The 20168-nt window shown below is 59.3% G+C and carries 15 protein-coding genes; 11 read left to right on the top strand and 4 right to left on the bottom strand.

The window, feature by feature from the left end:
* Positions 1–149 precede the first annotated feature (149 nt).
* Together ISP18_RS17625 and ISP18_RS17620 are read right to left on the bottom strand one after the other, a co-directional pair.
* A complete protein-coding gene (locus ISP18_RS17625) occupies positions 150–2828 on the bottom strand; it encodes a beta-mannosidase (RefSeq protein WP_380015086.1) in 2679 nt (892 codons plus the stop codon).
* Between the two features lie 179 nt (positions 2829–3007).
* Positions 3008–3148 (bottom strand): hypothetical protein, encoded by a 141-nt coding sequence (locus ISP18_RS17620; RefSeq protein ID WP_380015083.1) that lies wholly within the window; start codon positions 3146–3148, stop codon positions 3008–3010.
* Between the two features lie 160 nt (positions 3149–3308).
* On the opposite strand from ISP18_RS17620, the gene ISP18_RS17615 reads away from it, so the two are divergent.
* Both ISP18_RS17615 and ISP18_RS17610 read left to right on the top strand, forming a co-directional pair.
* Positions 3309–4901 carry a PAS domain-containing protein gene (locus ISP18_RS17615; protein WP_380015080.1) on the top strand — a complete coding sequence of 531 codons (1593 nt, stop codon included), beginning with the start codon at positions 3309–3311 and terminating at the stop codon, positions 4899–4901.
* A gap of 225 nt (positions 4902–5126) precedes the next feature.
* Complete coding sequence (locus tag ISP18_RS17610) at positions 5127–5525, top strand: DUF3597 domain-containing protein (protein WP_380015077.1); 399 nt, start codon at positions 5127–5129, stop codon at positions 5523–5525.
* Between the two features lie 143 nt (positions 5526–5668).
* Here ISP18_RS17610 and ISP18_RS17605 read toward each other — a convergent pair whose 3' ends face one another.
* Complete coding sequence (locus tag ISP18_RS17605; RefSeq protein ID WP_380015074.1) at positions 5669–6412, bottom strand: Mut7-C RNAse domain-containing protein; 744 nt, start codon at positions 6410–6412, stop codon at positions 5669–5671.
* A 130-nt stretch (positions 6413–6542) separates the two neighbouring features.
* Positions 6543–7304, bottom strand: a complete 762-nt coding sequence (mddA, locus tag ISP18_RS17600) for a methanethiol S-methyltransferase (RefSeq protein ID WP_380015071.1) — start codon at positions 7302–7304, stop codon at positions 6543–6545.
* Positions 7305–7675: 371 nt separating this feature from the next.
* On the opposite strand from mddA, the gene ISP18_RS17595 reads away from it, so the two are divergent.
* The 9 genes from ISP18_RS17595 (at position 7676) to ISP18_RS17555 (ending at position 19928) form a co-directional block, all read left to right on the top strand.
* On the top strand, positions 7676–8029 hold the full coding sequence (locus ISP18_RS17595) for a hypothetical protein (protein ID WP_380015068.1): 354 nt from the start codon (positions 7676–7678) through the stop codon (positions 8027–8029).
* 131 nt (positions 8030–8160) lie between these two features.
* Complete coding sequence (locus ISP18_RS17590) at positions 8161–8811, top strand: TIGR02466 family protein (protein WP_380015065.1); 651 nt, start codon at positions 8161–8163, stop codon at positions 8809–8811.
* 110 nt (positions 8812–8921) lie between these two features.
* Positions 8922–9437, top strand: a complete 516-nt coding sequence (locus tag ISP18_RS17585; protein ID WP_380015062.1) for an RNA polymerase sigma factor — start codon at positions 8922–8924, stop codon at positions 9435–9437.
* Positions 9430–10539 carry a FecR family protein gene (locus ISP18_RS17580; protein WP_380015059.1) on the top strand — a complete coding sequence of 370 codons (1110 nt, stop codon included), beginning with the start codon at positions 9430–9432 and terminating at the stop codon, positions 10537–10539. The genes ISP18_RS17585 and ISP18_RS17580 overlap by 8 nt, the downstream gene beginning before the upstream one ends.
* Before the next feature lie 258 nt (positions 10540–10797).
* Positions 10798–13599, top strand: coding sequence for a TonB-dependent receptor domain-containing protein (locus ISP18_RS17575; protein WP_380015056.1), 2802 nt, complete (start codon positions 10798–10800; stop codon positions 13597–13599).
* Positions 13600–13883: 284 nt separating this feature from the next.
* Positions 13884–15428, top strand: a complete 1545-nt coding sequence (locus tag ISP18_RS17570) for a CehA/McbA family metallohydrolase (protein WP_380015053.1) — start codon at positions 13884–13886, stop codon at positions 15426–15428.
* A gap of 342 nt (positions 15429–15770) precedes the next feature.
* On the top strand, positions 15771–17966 hold the full coding sequence (locus ISP18_RS17565; protein ID WP_380015049.1) for a sensor domain-containing diguanylate cyclase: 2196 nt from the start codon (positions 15771–15773) through the stop codon (positions 17964–17966).
* Between the two features lie 256 nt (positions 17967–18222).
* Entirely contained in the window at positions 18223–18414 is a 192-nt protein-coding gene (locus tag ISP18_RS17560) for a CsbD family protein (RefSeq protein WP_380015046.1), read from the top strand.
* Between the two features lie 485 nt (positions 18415–18899).
* Positions 18900–19928 (top strand): extracellular catalytic domain type 2 short-chain-length polyhydroxyalkanoate depolymerase, encoded by a 1029-nt coding sequence (locus ISP18_RS17555; RefSeq protein ID WP_380015043.1) that lies wholly within the window; start codon positions 18900–18902, stop codon positions 19926–19928.
* The last annotated feature ends 240 nt before the right edge of the window (positions 19929–20168 follow it).

Below are 20168 nucleotides of genomic sequence, written 5' to 3'. Positions count from 1 at the left end.
GAGGAATCTCTTTCTTGTGAGGAACGGCTCCCTCCCCTGCTTGCAGGGGAGGGCTGGGGTGGGGTGAGTACTTGCCTCAGACTTTCCCGCAAGTGTTCACCCCCTCCCGACCTCCCCCTGCAAGCAGGGGGAGGAGAAGTACTGCGAGGCTAATGGGCGTTGGCCATCACACCCGCCAAATCCCGCACCTGTACCGCATGCTGCAACTTCTCCAACTCCAGCTTGCTATGCACCGTCAGCGTCACGCTTTGCCCAGGCAGCAGATCGAACGCGTTATCCGACACCTCCGCATCCAGATCGCCGAAGGAAATCCACACATTGCGTGCAAGCTTGTCGCTGCTCAGCGTCAAGGCGTAGCCGTCCGAGCCGGCTGCCAGCGAGGTATGGATTTGCGGCGTAGGCAGCGCAAGCGTCTTGGCCTCGTCGAAGAACACCAGGTTCCGCGATACCACCTTGTTGCCATCCAGCAACTCGAACACCGCGAACGTCGCGTGCGGATCGGCACCGTTGAGCAACTGCGCGTCGGTATACGTAGCCGCCTTGGTGCTGCTCAGCGCAGGCAACTCGGCTGCCTCCTCGTGCTCGCTCAGCACCTTGCCCGAGAAATCCATCGTGCGCATGCGCCAGCGCAGGGAGGTGGGCGAAGTGCTATCGGATACCAGCGAAACAGTAGTGTTTCCATCATTGCGCAACGCAGCGATCAACATCGGCGCATAGAACCGCCGCGCATGGAACTGCAGCGCCTTCCAGCGACCGAAGTAATCGATGCTCGCCCATGAAGCGCCGGGCCACACATCGTTGAGCTGCCAGTACATCGAACCCATCGCCTGCGGCCGTGATGCGCGCAGATGCTCGGCTGCAAGCTGGATGCCTTCGGCCTGCATCACCTGGCTCAGGTAAACGAAGGACGCGAAATCCTTCGGTTCACCGTAGCTGCGCGTGATGTACAGCAGTAAGCGCTTGTTGCCGTTGCCGCTGTCGAATTTCTGGTGCGCGCGCATCACCGGCGATTCGGGCTGCAGATCGCCTTGCTCGGCAAACGCGTGGATGGTGCGCATCTCCGGGAAGGACTGCAGGCCGTACTCGGACTGGAAGCGTGGCGTGATGTTGAGGTACTCGGTCACCGGCTTGGCTTCGCCGGACCACACGTTCCAGTAGTGATAGTCGCCATCATCCAGCACGTTCGCCGGGCCTTCGTAATCCGTGCTTGGCGTGCTGGCCCAGTACGGAACGCTGGGATCGTATTCAGTGACCACGTTGCGCAGCGTATTGCTGAAAAGATTCACCATACCGATTACCAGTTTCTCGCGCTCATCTGGCGAGATCGCTTTCTTCAGCGCCAGGCGATCGCCCCAGGAATCCCAGCCCGTCTGCACCTCGTTATTGCCGCACCACAGAATGATGCTGGGATGATCGCGCAGGCGCTTCACCTGCTCGATGGCTTCCTGCCGCGTGTTCTCGACGAAGGCGGTATCGCTGGGTGGAATCGCACCACCGAACATGAAGTCCTGCCATACCATCAGGCCGAGGCGGTCGGTCATCTCGTAGAACGCATCGGGCATGTAATAGCCGCCGCCCCAGATGCGCACCGCGTTCATGTTGGCGTCGCGCGCGGATTGCAGCACGCGTTCCATCTGCGCATCGCTCACGCGGGTGGGGAAGCTGTCGAACGGAATCATGTCCGCGCCTTTGGCGAACACCGGAATGCCGTTGATCACGAAGGCGAAGCTCTTGCCCCAGGCATCCTTCTCGCGTCGCAGTTCGACGGTGCGCAGGCCAGTGGCGCGCTGCGTGCTGTATACCTCGTTACCGCCGTCGCGCACGCTGGTCTTGAACGTGTACATATCCTGCGCGCCGTAGCCTGCCGGATACCAGCGCCTGGGATGTGCGATACGCAACGCAACGCTGACCGGATTGCTGCCCGGATCGACCGTCACGTCCTGCTCAATGTGTGCTGCTGTCTGCCCATCCGGACCGATCGCATCCACGCTTACCTGCAATGTCTTGCTGGTGTCGGCGATCACGTCGAACTGCGCCGCGACCTGTGCCGCGTTGCTGCTTACATAGTTCTGCCGCACGTGGAAATCATCCACGCGCACGGCATTCCAGCTATCCAGATGCACCGGCTGCCAGATGCCTTCGGTGACGATGCGCGGACCCCAATCCCAGCCGTACTGATAACCGGCCTTGCGCACGTAATTGGCCGTCTGCTTGCCTTTGGGTTCGTCGCCGAACGCCGAATCGAATTCACCCGGCAGCGCATACGGTTGTTTGAGCAGCCACGGCAGCAGGCGCTTGATCGGCGAATACAGCCTCACTTCCAGCGTGTTGCTGCCTTCATGTAGCGCGGTTTTCACCGGCACACGCCAGCGGCGGAACATGTTGTCCGCCGAGGCTAGTTTGTGGCCATTGAGATAGACGTCCGCAAACGTGTCCAGGCCGTCGAGCACTAGCTCCACGTGATCGCGTGCGAGCGTGGCCCTGTCTACGCTGAAGCGGGTCTCGTATTGCCAGTCGGACAGGCCGACCCACTGCACCTTGGCTTCGTTGTCGCGATAGAACGGATCGGGCAACAGCTTCGACGCCATCAGATCGGTTTGCACCGTGCCCGGCACCGTCGCCGTGTGCCAGCGCGTGGCGTCATGGTGGTCTTTTGCATGCGCATCGCCTTCGACCAGGCGGAAGCGCCAGCCGCTGTCCAAAGTTTGCGAGGTGGTCTGCGCCGCCACGCTGCCGGTTGCCAGCGGCAATAGCAGCAGCGAGAGCACGGCGATTTTCGGAAGACGCCGTACTGCGCTCATTCCGGACAAGCGGATTCGTTCAAGCATGCTTTTTATATCGATAGGCAGATGGATGGATGTTCGACCGCGCCGGGCGAGAAAACGCCGTGCGTCCCCGTTTCAATCGATCTATATCAGCTCACCCTATCAGTTGCCTAGGGGCCGTCGCATGGCGCAGCGCAATAGTGTGCTGCCTTACCCCACGTAGACGAGGCCCGTGTCGGGCATCAGATAGGCCACCAGCGGGGCACGGCAACACTCTGCAAGCCGGCGTCCATGCCATCCAGCACCTGCACGTTCGCCATGAAGAAACAAAACGCTTCCAGCGCTCGCTGGCCCGGAATGTCACGATGAAGTGTGTTGCGCATCAACGGCGCTTTCCTTCAATTGGGGCGGAAAGCCGTTTCGATGAATGCGTTGCGAAAGGTGCGGCGATTCGTCCAAGGCCTGTCACAAAAAGGTGTGGCGACTCTTCACATAGCCGCCATGCATAGCAGAGTAGAAAAACGTTGACCAGGAGGGTGCTCCATGAATGAGCGCGCAGGTCTTCAAAGTAACGGGCTGGAAACGCCGTTCCCCTCAACCGCTTCGGTAGACACGGCAACCCTGGCCAAGGGCATCGAGGCCAGCAGCGTCGGCATGATCGTCACCGAAGCCACGGGCGGCCACGCCATTCTTTACGCCAATGATGCGTTCTTGCGCATGACCGGCTATGCGCGCGAGGAAGTGCTCGGGCGCAGCTGTTGCTTTCTGCAGGGGCGCGACACCAACAAAGATGCCCTGCGGGAAATCGCCGAAGCCGTGCGGCAGGGTCGCGAGGTATCCGCCGAGCTGCTCAACTACCGCAAAGACGGCAGCAGCTTCTGGAACTTGCTATACGTCTGCCCGATCCGCGACGAATCGGGCCGCATCACTTATTTCTTCGGCTACCAGCGCGACATCTCGCAGCGTAAGGAAACCGAGGAAGCCTTGCAGCAGGCCTTGCGACTCGAAGCATTAGGCAAGCTCACGGGCGGCGTCGCGCACGACTACAACAACCTGCTGCAGGTAATCCAGACCTCGCTGGAGATGATCGAGTTGAGCGTCGCTGCCAACGAAGATATCGCCCGCCGCACCACGCGCACCATCGAGACTTGCCGCCACGCCATCGATCGTGCAAGCACGCTGACCAAGCAGTTGATGGTGTTTGCCAAACGCCAGTCGTACGCCTCCACGCCCATCGACATCAACGAATTGCTGGAACGGCTGCGCAGTGTCTTGACCAGTGCGTTGGGCGAGGAGATCAAGGTGCACCTGCATCTGGAGCCGCATCTGTGGCGCTGTACCGCCGATCTCGCACAGGCGGAAACGATCCTGGTAAACATCGCCATCAACTCGCGTGACGCGATGAAAGGCTCCGTCGATCAGCGGCTGGACATCAAGACCTTCAATCGCGAACTTTCCGAGCGCGAGGCCACGCTGCGCAGCGTCGAGCCGGGGCGTTACGTGGAGACCGTGATCGCGGACAACGGCCCCGGCATTCCACCCGATATTCTCAACCGCGTGCTCGATCCGTTCTTTACCACCAAGACCGAAGGCAAGGGCGTGGGCCTCGGCTTGTCCGTGGCATACGGCTTCACCCGCCAATCCGGCGGCACGCTGTATATCGAAAGCAAGGAAGGCGTTGGCACCTCGATCCACGTGCTGCTGCCCTATACGGATACGCCGTTGTCGGAGGGGCTCAAACGCGAGCAACTGGCCAACGCCGCGCAGCCACGCATCTTGCTGGTGGAAGATCGCAACGATGTCGCTACCACCACCACCCAAATGCTGGAGCTGCTCGGCTACCAGAGTGCGGTCGCGCACGACGCGGATTCGGCACTGCAACTGCTGGCACAGAACAGCGCCTACGAACTCCTGCTATCGGACGTGATCATGCCCGGCTCGATGGACGGCATTACCTTGGCGCGCACCGCAACCAAGCAATACCCATCTCTCAAGGTGCTGCTCGTCACCGGCTACGCGCAATTGAGTGAAAAAGAAGGCGTGGAATTTCCCGTGCTGTGCAAGCCCTATCGACATGCCGATTTGGCGCGCAAGTTGCGGGAGTTGTTGTATCGAAGGGCGTCGGAAATGTCTTAATGGGCATTCTCTCTACGCTACCGATTCGTAGTACCAGCATACCTTCATTCAACCATCGCGGCGAATACAAACCCCGCGATAACCACGTCGGTTGGGGACGTCGGTTGGGTTGTAAACTCCAACATTTCGCTTCCGAGCAATATATGCACGACCAGAATTCTCTGATGGCAAGTTGTCATTACCTGCTCGTTACTATCGTGTTGACCCGCCTGTGAGGAGAGTAAAATGAGCATTTTCGGCGACATCGTCAACAAGCTGTTTGGCAAGGCAAAACCCAGCGAGCCAGCTCCGGCTGAACCCACGCCCGACCCGGTGGCCACGCAGGCTGCGACCCCTGCCGCTCAACCTGCCCCCGCACCGCTGGCCGATGTGGACATTGCTGCGGTCATGGATCAGCTGGTTAGTGAAAGTGGTCAGACATTGAACTGGCGCACCTCGATCGTCGACACCATGAAGGCTCTGGGCATCGACAGCAGCCTCGCGCACCGCAAGGAGCTTGCGGGGGAGCTCAAGTACACCGGTGACACCAACGACTCAGCCACGATGAACATCTGGTTGCACAAACAACTGATGCAGGCACTGGCGGCGAACGGCGGCAAGCTACCGGCCGACCTAACCCAGTAAGTCGCGAACCGGAAGTTCTACAGTCGACGGAGCGAAGCGGATGGCGGGTGCCGCTTCGCTTTTTTATTCCAAGAATGTCTTGTGGCTGTATGTACGAGTACTTTCCAATTCGGAAATGAGCCTGTTCTTGTTTTTCTAGCCCTTCAATCAACGTCCACAATCGCTTGCAGAAACTCCCGCATATGTCGCCAATGCGAGCCTTCCCAGTACACGCGATGGCACTGATCACAAGTGACGAAGCTATTTTGACGTTCCAACACGGCCGTGGGCACGCGCCGAAGCAAGGATGTTTTGTCGATAGCACGCAGCGGAACGTTGCAGTCCAGGCATAGCGTGAACGGTTGCGCACTGGTACTCAAGTCCAGTCGCGTAATGACTTCCTGCAATTGCTGCGGCGATTTCAGTGCATGAACATAGCATCCATGCGTGACTTCGCGTCGCTTGAGAAGCTCTCTGTCGCGGGTAAGGATGATGCGTTCTTCCTGTAGCGATAGTTCCAGGATGCGGTCGTCTTGGAATTGATTGTCGTACAAGGTGTCGAAGCCGCACATGCGCAGCAAGTGAGCCAGGCCGCCCATGTGAGCATCGGCTACGAAGCGCGTTACGCGTAACGGCTGCTCGCGCACGTGCAGCAGTGGTGTGATGTCCAGCGCTTCGAATTTTGGGTACACCGCTACGCGATCGCCATCGTATAGAAGATGGTTGAAGCCGGTGGATTCGCCGTTGACGAGCACCAGTTCGACTTCGGTGTGCGGCACGCCAAGTGCTTCGATCATGTGCTTGGTGGTGGCTGCGCGCGCGCAGCGTCTTTGGAATTCCCGCCGGCGCAGTGCAGGGGCGAGGAAGTCGTTCAGTTCTTCATAAAAGCGAAAGGTTGCAGTGACCATTGTTCTTGCCGCTGAATAGCGGTCAGGTTCACTTGACTGCGATCATAAGCCGAATTCACCGGCAGTGAACCTGACCTTCTTCTAGCTCCATTCTGCCTTCAGTTCAGCGGCGATCTCTGTCTCACTCGCATCACACATGACGCCGCCTATGCCACGGCACCAGCATGGGAACGCGTTGGCGATATTTCCGATACTCCTCGCCGAAGTAGGTCACCATATCGCGCTCTTCGAATTGCAGCGCTATCAGAATGTAACCCGTCATGCCGGCGGCAAAAATAAGACGGCCAACCGTCATCACAGGCGCTGCCCAGAAGGAAATGATGAAGCCGAGCATAAGCGGATGGCGTACGAGCCTGTAGAAAAAGGGCTCGCGAAATCCAACAGGTGAGTAGTTGCGCTGCTTGAGATTCAAGTACACCTGCCGCAATCCGAACAGATCGAAGTGATCGATCAGGAACGTGCAGGACAACACCACGCCCCACCCCAATGCGAACATCACCCACAGCGCAGAGACGGCTACAGGCATACGGATATGCCACACCTCCTGTGTTATCGGCTTCCATAGCCAGAACATCAGAATCAGCGCCGCACTGGCGAACAGTACATAGCTGCTGCGCTCGATGGACGGAGGTATGAAGCGCTTCCACCATTGTTTGAAGCCAGGTCTGGCCATCACGCTGTGCTGAATGCCAAAAATGCCGATCAGCACCAAGTTAGTCGTTAGTGCTAGCGCGAATGACCCTGGAATTCCTGAGTCGATCGATTTCGGTACGACCAGGTTTCCGATAAAGCCAATCAGGTACAGAAACGTCGCGAGGAAAATCAGATAGCAGAGGACACCGTAGAGAAAGGCGAGCAAGCGAGTCATAGAAGCCTCCCGATGAAGAGCCATGACGCGTGCTAGTTCATCCAGAGCAGGCCGTGTCGTTGGACAACCCGGGCGCTTGGTGACCACCCTCCGGCTGTGCCCGGTGCCATGATTACTCTACACCCGGTGGCTTTTGGGTGGCGGTCTAATCTACGAGTGAAGATCGCGGCGATCGTTAAAAAATTGGGACGAAAACGCATGGATCGGCGGCAATGACGGCGATAAGGGAATGGTGCCTTTCATGGCAACTTTATCCATTCAGCCGGCTCGCCAATCGTAGTGCTCGACGCCTGTCGATTCTGCACTCCGCTGTTCGTCGGGAGATCAGGACACTCCATACGAAAGCCGGAGCGAGTCCTGACCACACCTCTTTCCCACAGATTCTGGAGCGCGTTATGAAACGATTTCTGGCGGTTTACATCGGCACCGAAGCATCGATGAACGAGTCCGGGTGGAACGCATTGAGTGACGCGGAGCGTCAAGAACGCGAGCGGGCAGGCATACATGCCTGGAAGAACTGGGTCGAAGCCAACCAAGCTTCGATTGTTGAAGTGGGCGCGCCGCTGGGCAAGACCTTGCGCACGTCCAAGCATGGCATCGAGAACATCAAGAATGAGCTGACTGGGTTTACCGTCGTACAGGCGGAGTCGCACGAAGACGCGGCGAAACTGTTTGAAGGCCATCCGCACTTCACGCTGTTTCCGGGCGATTCGATCGAAATCATGCCTTGCTTGGCGATGCCTGGATAGTTCTGCGAGCCGTCGGTGCGCTTGACGCGCCGACGGATTCTTTATATCCCGTGTTCTGCGAGCGTGCGCGAACCGTCATATTTCGTCGCTATGGTGCACGCCGGTTCTTATGATCGCACCGGGTGCAATGTATGGCTGAGACTTACGGCATAACGATGGGTGAAAATGCAGGGTCGTCGCCCGCGAACATACCTGCGGCCCAGGCGTTCGATCTGTTCCCTACACGCATCTGGCAGATTCCGCTTAGGCATCTGGCGCCGCATTTTGCCCAGTGGGCGCAAGCGATTCAGGCTATGCGAGCCGCGGCGCCGATGCCGGCGGGACGAACCAATCGTGGCGGTTGGAACAGTGTCGACAATGCGGTGATGCATCAGCCGATCTTCGCGGAGTTGCATCAGACCGTGCGGCATTACTGTGCGCAGGCATTTATGGAGATGGGAGTGGGTACGCCGGCATTCGAAGTGCAGTCATGGGCAAATATCCATGATCGCGGCGGTTTCAATTTCCAGCATATGCATGAAGGTGCGCTGCTAAGCGGCACGTTTTACCTGCAGGTGCCGGAGGGATCGGGGGCCTTGGTGTTCAAGGACCCGCGGCCTGGCGTGTTGAATGCCTATGCCAGAGGCAATGGGGCGAATGCGTACAAAGATATTCAGTTGAGGCCCTCGGCGGGCTTGCTGGTGCTGTTTCCGCATTGGTTGGAGCACTTCGTGGAGCCGCACGAGAACGATGTGCCGCGGATTTGTATTCCGTTCAACGCGTTGCGGCCTTCGACGGAATGATGGATGGACTTCGGCGAGCCATTTCACAAAACAGTCATAACGCATCCATACTCTCTGTCATCTTCTGGGTACCGTAGCCTATTTCGGCGGATGTGCTCGAAGGAGGCTCGATGCGTGAAAAGCATGGCACGTGGTCGGCGCTGTTCGCGGAAAAACGCGAGACGCTGAGCAGCTATTTTCTCCGGCGCGTGGCGCATCGATGGGATGCGCAGGATCTGGTGCAGGAAGTCTATTTGCGCCTGCTGCGCATCGAGCCGGCCGACGCGGCCAATATCCGCAGCCCCGAAGCCTACCTTTTCACGGTCGCCGCGAATCTCGTCAAGGAACACGCCGTGCTGCGCCAGCAGCAGCCGCTGGGTAGCGATGAGCTGGAGCAGGTGGTGGAGCAGCTTGTAGCGCCCATCAATCTGGAAGCGGACATGGACAGCGAATCGCGACAGCGGCGGCTGGGCGCGCTGATCGACCGCCTTTCGCCCAAGTGCAAGGCGGTGCTGATCATGCATTACCGCGATGAGTTGTCGTATCGCGAAATTGCCGAGCGCATGTCGATCTCGACCCATATGGTGAAGAAGTACGTCGTGAAAGGACTGGCAGCTTGCCGGCAGAGGATGGCCGAATATGAGTAACTCCACGCATTTCGACGCGGCACGGCAGGCTCGGCGCATCAGCGAACAGGCCGTGGCCTGGTACATCGAGCAGCAGGAGCCGCTGACCGAACGCCAGCGCGTGGCGTTCCTGGATTGGCTGCACGCTTCGCCCAAACACGTCGCCGAATACTTCGCCGTGGCGCAGATGCATGGCGATTTCAAAGTCGCCGCTTCGCTCAAGCAGCTTTCAGCAGACGAGCTGGTGGAGCAAGCCCGGCGCGAGAACCCGGTGGTGATGTTTCCGCTTATGGGAAGCGCCATGCCGCGGGAACGCGAAGCTCGGCCGAAGCGCGGTGCCCGCGCGAGGCGCCTGCTTGCCGGCATGGCTGGCGTGGCGGCATGTACAGCCATGGTCTTGCTGGGCGTGGCCCATTGGCGTACGCATGATGCGCCGCTCGCGCAGAACGTTGTTCAAAGCTACGCGGGCGATACCGGCGCCGTGCGTTCACTGAAGCTCGTTGACGGTACGCTGGTGCAGCTGGACCGCAACAGCGCCATCGATGTGCGCTTCGACAGCCATTCTCGGCACATCGACGTAATTCGCGGTCACGTGCTGTTCGACGTCGGCAAGGATTTGGCGCGGCCGATGCTGGTCAATGTTGGTGGCCATGTGTTGCAGGATATCGGCACCGTCTTCGACGTCAGGCGTGATGCGAGCGGCGACACCTTGACGGTGATCAGCGGCCGCGTGCGCGTCCTGGACAGCTCCGATGCATCCACGCTCGACAGCCATGCGGTGGCCGATCTGACGGCTGGACAACAGATCGAACTTGATGCGACGAGCACTGGCGTCGTGCACCCTGCGCAGATCGCGCAGACGACAGCATGGCTGCCTGATGAGATCCGCTTCCAACACGAAACCATCGGCGACGTGGCACGGCGTTTCAACGCCTACACCAGCAAGCCGCTGGTGATCGAGAACGACCATATTGCCGACAAGCGCATCAGCGGAGTCTTCCACGCGGACAATCCGCAGGCGTTCGTCGCGTATCTGTCGACCTTGCCGAACGTGCGGATCATTGACGCTGCCGATCGCATCCGCATCGTCGCTTCACATCAAACGGACGCAAAAGCGCGATAGGTTGTGGTGCAAACGCATGTCTGGCCGTCATTCCCGCGAAAGCGGGAATCCATCTTCGCCTTTGCATCAGAGCAAATGGATTCCCGCTTTCGCGGGAATGACGGCTTTTAGGGTTACGGAAGGTTGTAAGAAAAAATTCATGCAATGAGGGGTACCCGGTTTGCACGCTGGAGGACTCTTGAAAGGTATAGGCAGACGAAAAGCGCGCAACGCGATCGCCGTCTGCCTCACGTACATCCTCTCAAGGCTGCTTCCCACATGCGTAATCGATTGGCCCTTCATATCGCCCTGATTCTGGGCACGAGCGTTCCACTGGCGGTGTTCGCACAGGCTTCCACCACGGCGCATACCACCGCCATTGCCCCCATGCCGCTGGCCAAGGCGTTGGAGAATTTCTCCCACGAAGCGGGTTTGCAGGTCGTCTATGGCTCGGAAATCGCAGACAGCATCCGCAGCCCGGGTGCCGAAGCAGGTCTAACGCCGGAGCAGCAACTGCGCCAGCTGCTGGCGGGCACGGGCCTCAACTATCGCTTCGTAACGCCGAACACGGTGACGATCGTCCCGGGAAACGTGGCAACCAATGCGGGCAGTCCGGCCTCCGCTGCGGTAGCGACGGCCGGTAGTGCAGGCTCTGATGCGATCAACGGTGGTGCTGTACAGGCGAATAGCGACAAAAGCACCAAGGACCTGGAGCGCGTGGTGGTGACCGCGCGTTCCGGTGTGGAGACGCGCACTCGCGCGCAAACCAGCTATTCGATCACCACCATCGATGAAGACCGCCTGCGCATGCAAGCGCCCACCAGCGTGACCGAAGCGGTGAAATCCGTGCCGGGTTTCTGGGTGGAATCTTCCGGCGGCGAAGCGAGCGGCAATATTCGCGCGCGCGGCATTCCGGTCGACGGCTATGGTTCGGTGAACCTGCTCGAAGACGGTATTCCCGTGCAGCACGACCCCGCGCTGGGTTATCTCAATGCCGACCAGGCGTTTCGCCTGGACGAAACGATCGAACGCATCGAAGTGGTGCGCGGCGGCCCTTCGTCGATCTTCTATTCGAATGCGCCGGCTGGCGCCATCAACTTTATTCCTCGCCAAGTCGACGATACGGCTGAGGGCCTGGTCAAGTACACGGCCGGCAACTACGGCCTGGGCCGGCTGGATTTCTGGTACGGCACACCGATCGGCGACGGTTGGAAATTAAGCACCGGCGGCTTCTTCCGTATCGATCACAACATCCGCAATCCGGGTTTCAACAGCGACAACGGTGGACAACTGCGCGCCACGCTCTCCAAACAATTCGAGAACGGCAACTTCAGTTTCGACGTGAAGCGCATGGATGACCGGGTCGGCTTCGATCTCGGCATTCCCATGTATCGCAACCCGAGCGGTGACCTGGTCTCCGTGCCGGGCTTCAACGGCAACTACGGCACTGTGGCCGGTTCCGACACCGAGCATGTGATGCTGCAGCAGGGCAACGGAAGCTACTACAACTTCGACAACACGCTCGGTACCGATGTAAAGCGCACCCAGCTCACGGTGAAATTCGACTACAACCTGGGGGACGGCTGGAAGATAGCCGAGAACCTGCGCTACAGCGACACCAACTCGATACGCAACGGCGTGTACCCGAATGCGATCGAGACGCCAGCGGCGCTCTACGCCTCGGCAGCGGCGCGGCTGAAGCAGTACTACCCGAACGCCGCCGGCATGCAGCTGCAATACGTGGACTCGGGCGCGGTGTTCAGCCCCAACCAGAACGGCAACGGCCTGGTGATCCTCGGCGGCCTGCGCGGCATCACCATGCCAATGAACGAGCTGACCAGCGATACGCGCCTGATGCGCAAGTTCGAGTTCGGCGACCAGACGCACGACGTGACGCTTGGCTATTACCACGCGTATTTCAACCAGAGTTTCGACCGCTATTCCTCCACCGTGCTGCTGGATACCTCGGATAACGCCAAACTGCTGAACCTGGTAGCGGTGAACGCGGCCGGCCAGCCGGTTGGCACGCTCACCAGCAACGGCATCTACAACAATGGCTACGAGTGGGCGCATGCGCACGGCACGTCGGATACCGATGCGTTCTACCTGTCCGACGAATGGCAGGTGACCGACAAGCTGCGCATCGATGGCGGTGCGCGCTGGGAACGCGTGAACACGCGGGGCTGGACCGAGCTGTCGACCACGGCGAACCTTGGCACGCCGTGGAGTTCGGCAATCCTCACCGGCAACGGGCAGTACGCCAGCTACAACGATAGCTTCAACAAACTGGGCTGGACGCTGGGTGCGAACTACCAGTTCACCGATCACCAGGGCGTGTTCGCGCGCTATACGTCTACCTTCCGCCTACCTAATCTGAGTTCGTACATCACCACGCCGACCGCCACGCCGATCACGCAGACGATGATCCTGCCCGAGGTGGGCTACAAGTTCGCCAACCGCTGGATCGAAACCTACGAAACGTTCTTTTACACCCGATACAACAACGTCGGTTTCAGCAACTACGTGTTCAATCCGAACACCGGCGCATCCACGGCGCAAACTGGCTACGCGAACACCGAGACCTACGGCCTGGAACTGGAAGGCACGATTTATCCGTCGCAGCTGTTCGATCTGCAATACAGCGCGACGCTGCAAGATCCGCGCTACAAGGGTCTGCGTTACACCGTCATCCAGGCCGGCGCGCCGGTGCTACTCGACTACAATGACGACCAGCTCATTCGCGTGCCGCGCAAGAGCGTGCGGATCGTGCCCGGCCTGAACCTGTTGGACAACAAGCTGCGCCTGCAGTTGACCTACGAGTATGAAGGCAAGCGTTTCTCTGACACGGCCAACTCCGTGGTGCTGCCGCAGTACTACACGCTGGGCTTCAGCGCGCGCTACCAAGCTACGCCGAATCTGTCGCTCTTCTTGTATGCGGACAATCTCAACAACTCGCTGGGTTTGACCGAGGGCAATCCGCGCTCGGGTGAGTTGAAGAGCAGCGATGCGGGTGCGACGGTATTCATTGCGCGGCCGTTGCTGGGGCGGTCGTTCAGGGCATCCGTGATGTACCGGTTTTGATGTACCAGGCACATCACAGAATGCTTGAAATGACCTCATCGTCATTCCGGCGAAGGCAGGAATCCAGTGCAAACATGCTGTGCGAAGCACTCGACAGGAAGAACGTTATGGGTGTTTCGCACGACGTATTCAAACTGGAATCCTCGCCCCTCAAGGCCGAGCATATCCATGTGTTCTCCCTCCGAGCCGGCCTACCCCAGAATGACGATGACGCAAGCGCAAGTCATCTCGAATCAAAGGCGTCCGAATCCTGGGCTCCAGACAGCCAGGAGCTCATCCAAACCATGAAAGCTCTCTACCGACATTCGCTTTTCATGCTCGCCATGATGCTGCTGCTCCTGTGCCTGGCATGCACCGCGCATGCCTATGACAGCAAGCCGGACCTGGTGCTGAAGGGCGACATTCACAGTAGCGACAATCACACTTACCATCCGGTGTCCTTCACCGTGCCGCCTAACGTCAACCGCATCACTGTACAGTTCGACTACACCGGCCGCGACCAGCGCACCACGATCGATCTCGGTTTGCTCGGGCCGGACGGCTTCCACGGTCAGGACGGTTTTCGCGGATGGAGTGGTGGTAGCAAAAAGATCTTCACCCTCAGCGCAACGGACGCCACACCATCGTTCCTGCCCGGTGTGATCCGGCCCGGGCGCTGGACGTTGCTGCTGGGCATTCCCAACATCCGCCCGAACATCACGGCGCAGTACACCGCGAACATCTGGTTCGGGCATCCGGGCGATCCGGCGTGGCTGCCTGAAGTACTGAATCCGCCGCTGCGGCGCGAAGCGGGATGGTACCGCGGCGATCTGCACATGCACGGCGCGCACAGTGACGGCAGCTGTGTTAGCCAAAGCGGCAGCCAGCGTGTGCCGTGTCCGCTCTTTCTCACCATCGACGCGGCCATCCAGCGCGGGCTCGATTTCATTGCGCTCAGCGATCACAACTCAGTGTCGCAAGCGAACGACATGCGCGAACTGCAACCGTATTTCAATCGCCTGCTGCTGATGCCGGCGCGCGAGCTGACTACGTTCTACGGACATGCAAACCTGTTCGGCACGGATGAGCCGGTAGATTTCCGCGTCGGCAGCACTGCCGTGCCGGATTGGAACGCCTTGCTGCGTGAAGTAGCGAAGCTGCACGGGCTGATTTCGATCAACCACCCGATCCGCCCCGACGACGAAACCTGCATGGGCTGCGGCTGGGCACCAGAAAAGCCGGTTGACATGCATCTGGTGCAGGCGATCGAAGCGGTGAACGGCATAGATGCAATGCTCCCCGATACGGGCATCCCGTTCTGGCAACATCTACTCGATCAGGGTTATCGGCTCACGGCCGTGGGCGGCAGCGACAATCACGATGCGAAACTATCGCTCACCCAACCAGGCGGAGCGTTCATCGGCATACCTACGACCGTGGTGCATGCTAGCGAGTTGTCCATGCCGGCGATTCTTGCAGGCATTCGCGCGGGGCATGTGTTTATCGATGTTGCAGGCACGCGCGACCGGATGCTTGAACTCACCGCCAGTGCTGGGCAGCAGAACGCGGAAATGGGCGATGCGCTCATCGTGTCCACCGGAGAAAGTGCGCATTTCACGGTCAAGGTGTCGGCGCCGGATGGTGCCCGCGTGGAAATGCTTGTGGACGGCAAGCCGTGGCAGCCGAACGCCGATCTGGCTGTTCACGGGCCGCTGAACCGGTTGTTCGACTGGCCCAGTGACGGAAAGCGGCACTGGATCCGGGCCAATGTGCGTGGGGCGGCCGGGGAGTTGTTGCTGGTGGGGAATCCCATTTACGTCAATGTGGATGGAGGGCGGGCGAACGGGTAGGGCCTGGAAAAACGTCCCCTCCTCCCTTTGGGCGCTAGGTATCTAAAGTTCTCCAAGTCGCTCGAACTTGCCATGCCGTCATTCCGGCGAAGGCCGGAATCCAGTCTTAATACGTTGTGCGAAGCACTCAAAACTTATTTATGTTGAGTGCTCCGCACAGCATGTTTGTACTGGATTCCGGCCTTCGCCGGAATGACGGCTGGGCGATTTTGAGCCTCAAAATAGCGGTGTAGATACCTAACTTCGGCGAGAAAAAGCGACCATCAGGCAATCCCTTGGCAAGAGTCTTGCATCCATTCCCGCAAGTGGGTTCGCCCGCAACCGCGAAGGACTCAAGCCATCATGCTTGCCAGGCGCGCTCCGTATCAGCTGTGGCTGTTGCTTGCTGCCTTCGCGCTTTACGGCGGCCTTTCGTTCTACGCGCTGGCGCTGGCGAGGGCGAATCAAAGCCCGGTGGCGTTGTGGCTGGCCAACGGGGCGCTGATCGGCTGGCTGGTGCAGAAGCCGCTCGTTCGTACCTGGCCGCTGCTGATTACCGCATTTCTCGGCTCCCTCGTGGCCAGGTCGTGCCTGGGGGATCCGCTTCTGCCCGCCTTGTTGATCGGTCCGTGCAACGCGCTGGAAACGGTGATTGTCAGCGAAGCGATCCGCCGCCGTTTTCCGCAGCTCAGTTCGCGAACGCGTTTCATGAATCTGGCCCGCGTCGGCGTGGTGAGCGCGTTCATCGGCAGCACGCTATGCGCGCTGAGCATGATGAGCATCCTGCACTTGTGGTCGCATCCGGATGTGCTGGTGAGCTTGAACACACTGTTCCGCGCGCACTTCGTGGGCATGGTGATCGCTGGCAGCACCTCGCTGGTGATGGTCACGCCCAGTTTGCGGCGCATCGAGCCGGGCAGAACCTGGATACTGGTGCGCGATCTGCTGTTAATGACAGCCATTACGGTGGGCGTGTTCGGGGAATCGCGCGTGCCGATGGCCTTCCTGATCTATCCACCGTTGCTGCTGTTGGTATTCCGCCATCGCTTCCTCGGCATGGTGATCGGCATGGCGATCCTGGCTTTGGTGATCAGCCTCGCCACCACCTTGAACATCGGCCCGTTCAATCTGTGGCCGGGCGTCACGCCCGCGTTCCGCGTGGTGATGGCGCAGGTGTTCATCGGTGTGTCTTGTTTCGTGGCGCTGCCGATCGCGCTGGCGCTGTCCGATCAGGATCGCCTGCGCAATCGCATTCACGAAAGCGAGCTGCGCTACCGCATGTTGGCCGACCATAGCGGCGACCTAGTGATGCGCATTCGCGCCAACGGCGACCGCATGTATGTATCGCCCTCGGTGAAGGAACTGCTCGGCTGGGAAGTGGAGGATTTCCAGAGGCCGCGGCCGGATTTGATCCATCCGGACGATCGCGAGCGCATCACCGCCGAGGTAATGAAGCTGCGCGCTCTGGGCGGCACCACCACCGTCACCTATCGGCTGCAGCACAAGGATGGTCACTATCTATGGATCGAAGCGTTCGCGCGCCTGGTGCCCAGCCCCGAGAACGCCGGCAGCATGGACATCATCTACACCGGCCGCAACGTGACCGAGCGCGTACGCATCGAACAGGCACTGGTCGAAAGCCAGGCACAATTGCGCACCATCACCGACAACATGCCGGCCGTCATCGCGCGCATCGACTTGTCTTGGCACTACACCTACGTCAATCGTTTCGTCGAGCAGGTTTCCGGTAGAACGCCGGCGCAGATCATCGGCAAAAGCGTGTGCCAGGTGCATGGCAACGCGGTTTACGACCGCCTGAAGCATTACCTGGAACGCGCCTTTGCCGGCGAGTCCTTGCTGTTTGAATACGAAGCCATGCATTGCGACAAGCTGTCGCACTTCCAAGCGCATTACGTGCCGGACCGCGATGCCGAGGGCAAGGTGCGCGGTGTATACGAGCTCACTACCGAGATCACGCACATCAAGAACGTGGAGCGCGAACTGCTGCGTCTGGCACATCAGGATTCGCTAACAGGCTTGGCCAATCGACGCTATTTCAACGAACGCATCACAGGCATTCTCCAGCAGGCGCGGCAGCGCGATGTGCCCGTGCTGCTGGCATTGGTGGACATCGACAACTTCAAGACCATCAACGATACCTACGGCCACGCCACCGGCGACATCGTGCTGGCGGAAGTGGGGTGCTGCCTACAGAGGCTGGTGCGCGAGGGCGAAGTGGTCGCCCGCATCGGTGGCGACGAGTTCGTCGTGCTCAGCGACAACATCGGTAACTCGAAACAGGCCATGGCCTTCACCCAGTCGCTGTGGGAGCGGCTGCACATGACGGTCGACGCAGGCGGCGCGCAGGTGTCGGTGAAAATGAGCGTCGGCGCAGTGCTGTGCAAGGACGAAATCACCGGTGATCCGGTGATGAAGATGGCCGACGAAGCCTTGTACATGGCCAAGGACGCGGGCAGGGATACCTATCGCTTCGTTGTGCATGGCATGGAAGGCGGCCACGACAACAACAGCCAGGAGCGCAAGATCAGGCGCGCGTAATGGACGTCTACACGCCCTCCGCGCTGATCGCCCTCGGGCTGAGTCCGCTCGCTGCGAACGTCACCCACTGCGTCGGCGTTACGATGTGATCTGGGTATCGCTAGAACGTGCACGTCGCGTGAGATGGACAATCGCGGCGAACGGGCTGAACCTTTAGGGCGTACAGCAATATTGCGGTGTTCTTCACTTGATTTGCACCGCACTGTGCTACAGCGATGAGCATGATGTCTCCACTGTAGACAGTCGGAGGAAAGTAATGGACAAGAATCGCCTTGAAGGTACCAAGCACGAAATCAAAGGTGGCATGAAAGAAGCTGCCGGTAAAATGACCGGCAACCACGCGCGTGAGGCGGCCGGCAACCTTGAAAAGAACGCCGGCAAGATCCAGAAAGAAATTGGTAAGGCCAGCGACGAAGCGCGCAAACATCACGATCGGCACGATCGGTAATTGGGTGCTTAGCTGGGCTGCAGGTTTTAAAGGAGCGACGAAACGAAGTTGAAGCGACTTCGCAAGGGAATGAGCCAAAAGAGGGCGCATATGGCGCCCTCTTTATTTGTGTGACGTCCAGTTAATGCCCAATACGCACAGCCGTCATTCCGGCGAAGACCGGAATCCAGTTTGAATACGTTGTGCGAAGCACTCAAAACTATTTATGTTGAGTGCTTCGCACAGCATGTGTGTACTGGATTCCGGCCTTCGCCGGAATGACGGTGAGGCAAGACCACGCTTGGTTCCACGCGCAGCGGGGAAGAAGCCACGTAAAGGCAGTCCTACCCCATAGCCCCTAAGTCCAATTCACTGCATCCGACTTTGGTGCTCTCTTAAGGCAGCAACAACCGCTAGCGTTGCCGATGATCATCCGGCTTCCAGGGTGCCGGATGTGTACGGCTGCGCCATTCGAGCTGCTTACCTGATTTCGGGAGGGCTTCGTCATGTTGAGATTCGTCCGGTTCCTGCCACGCCTTGTACTGGTTGTCGTGGCGCTGCTGCTGTCGCCATGGGCGTGGGGCGCGTCCGCGCTGGGTTCTTACAACATCGCCGCGCATTCGGTGACGGTGGCCGGTATTTCGTCCGGCGGCTATATGGCTGTGCAACTGCAAGTGGCGTATTCAAGAGCGATCTACGGCACCGCGGTGATGGCCGGCGGTGCCTACTACTGTGCGCAGAACAACGAAGCGTACTGGGGAAGCGCGTGCGCTACCGGCTACGGTGTACCCGTGTCGTCACTGGTGAACTACACCAACCAGCAGGCCGCGGCTGGCACGATCGATCCCACCAGCAACATCGCCAGCAAGCCCATCTACATGTTCAGCGGCACGCTGGACACGGTGAACTACCAGGCCACGATGGACGATCTGTACAGCTACTACCAGAGCTTCACTTCCACCGGCAACATTACCTACAACAACGACACCGCGGCGGAGCATTCGTGGATCACGCCGGATTCGGTGGTGCCATGTTCGTACCTGGAAGCGCCGTACATGAACAACTGCGGCATCGATGCGGAAAAGACCTTTCTCACGATGTTCTACGGCACACTCAACGCGCGCAACAACGGTTCGCTCGGCGGCAGCTTCATTCAGTTCAACCAGAACGCGTTCTGCCCGAACAGCAACTGCGCAGCAATCTCCATGGGCAGCACGGGCTGGTTGTTCGTGCCGAAGAACTGCGCACAAAGACAAGCTTGTCGATTGCTGGTGGCGCTGCACGGTTGCTCGCAGAACCAGGAAACCATCGGCACTACCTTCGTGCAGTACGCCGGCATCAACGAGTGGGCGGACAGCAACAACATCATCGTTCTCTATCCGCAGACGATCAACGCGTCGGTGCCGTACAACCCGTACGGATGTTGGGACTGGTGGGGCTATACCAACGGTAATTACGCGCTGAAATCCGGGCCGCAAATGGCGGCGATCACGGCTGAGGTGAACAAGTTGGCGGGTGGAGCGTTGCAGCTTTGATGACAGAAGTATTTTTCTGTCGCTTGTGATGATGACTTGCGTGCAGTTTCCTGAGTGGTTCCTCCCCCTGCTTGTAGGGGGAGGTCAGGAGGGGGTGAATACTTGTGGGAAAGTCTGAGGCAAGTGTTCACCCCACCCCTGCCCTCCCCTGCAAGCAGGGGAGGGAGTCGACGTCTTGCACTTTGAATGTTCATGCGAGTTTGTTAGACAGCAATGGCACAGACCGGAATGACAGATCTG

The organism is Dyella humi (assembly GCF_044904605.1).
GTDB lineage: Bacteria > Pseudomonadota > Gammaproteobacteria > Xanthomonadales > Rhodanobacteraceae > Dyella_B > Dyella_B humi.
Note: the sequence above shows the minus strand (reverse complement) of the source record. Positions and strands in the feature narration are given on the sequence as shown.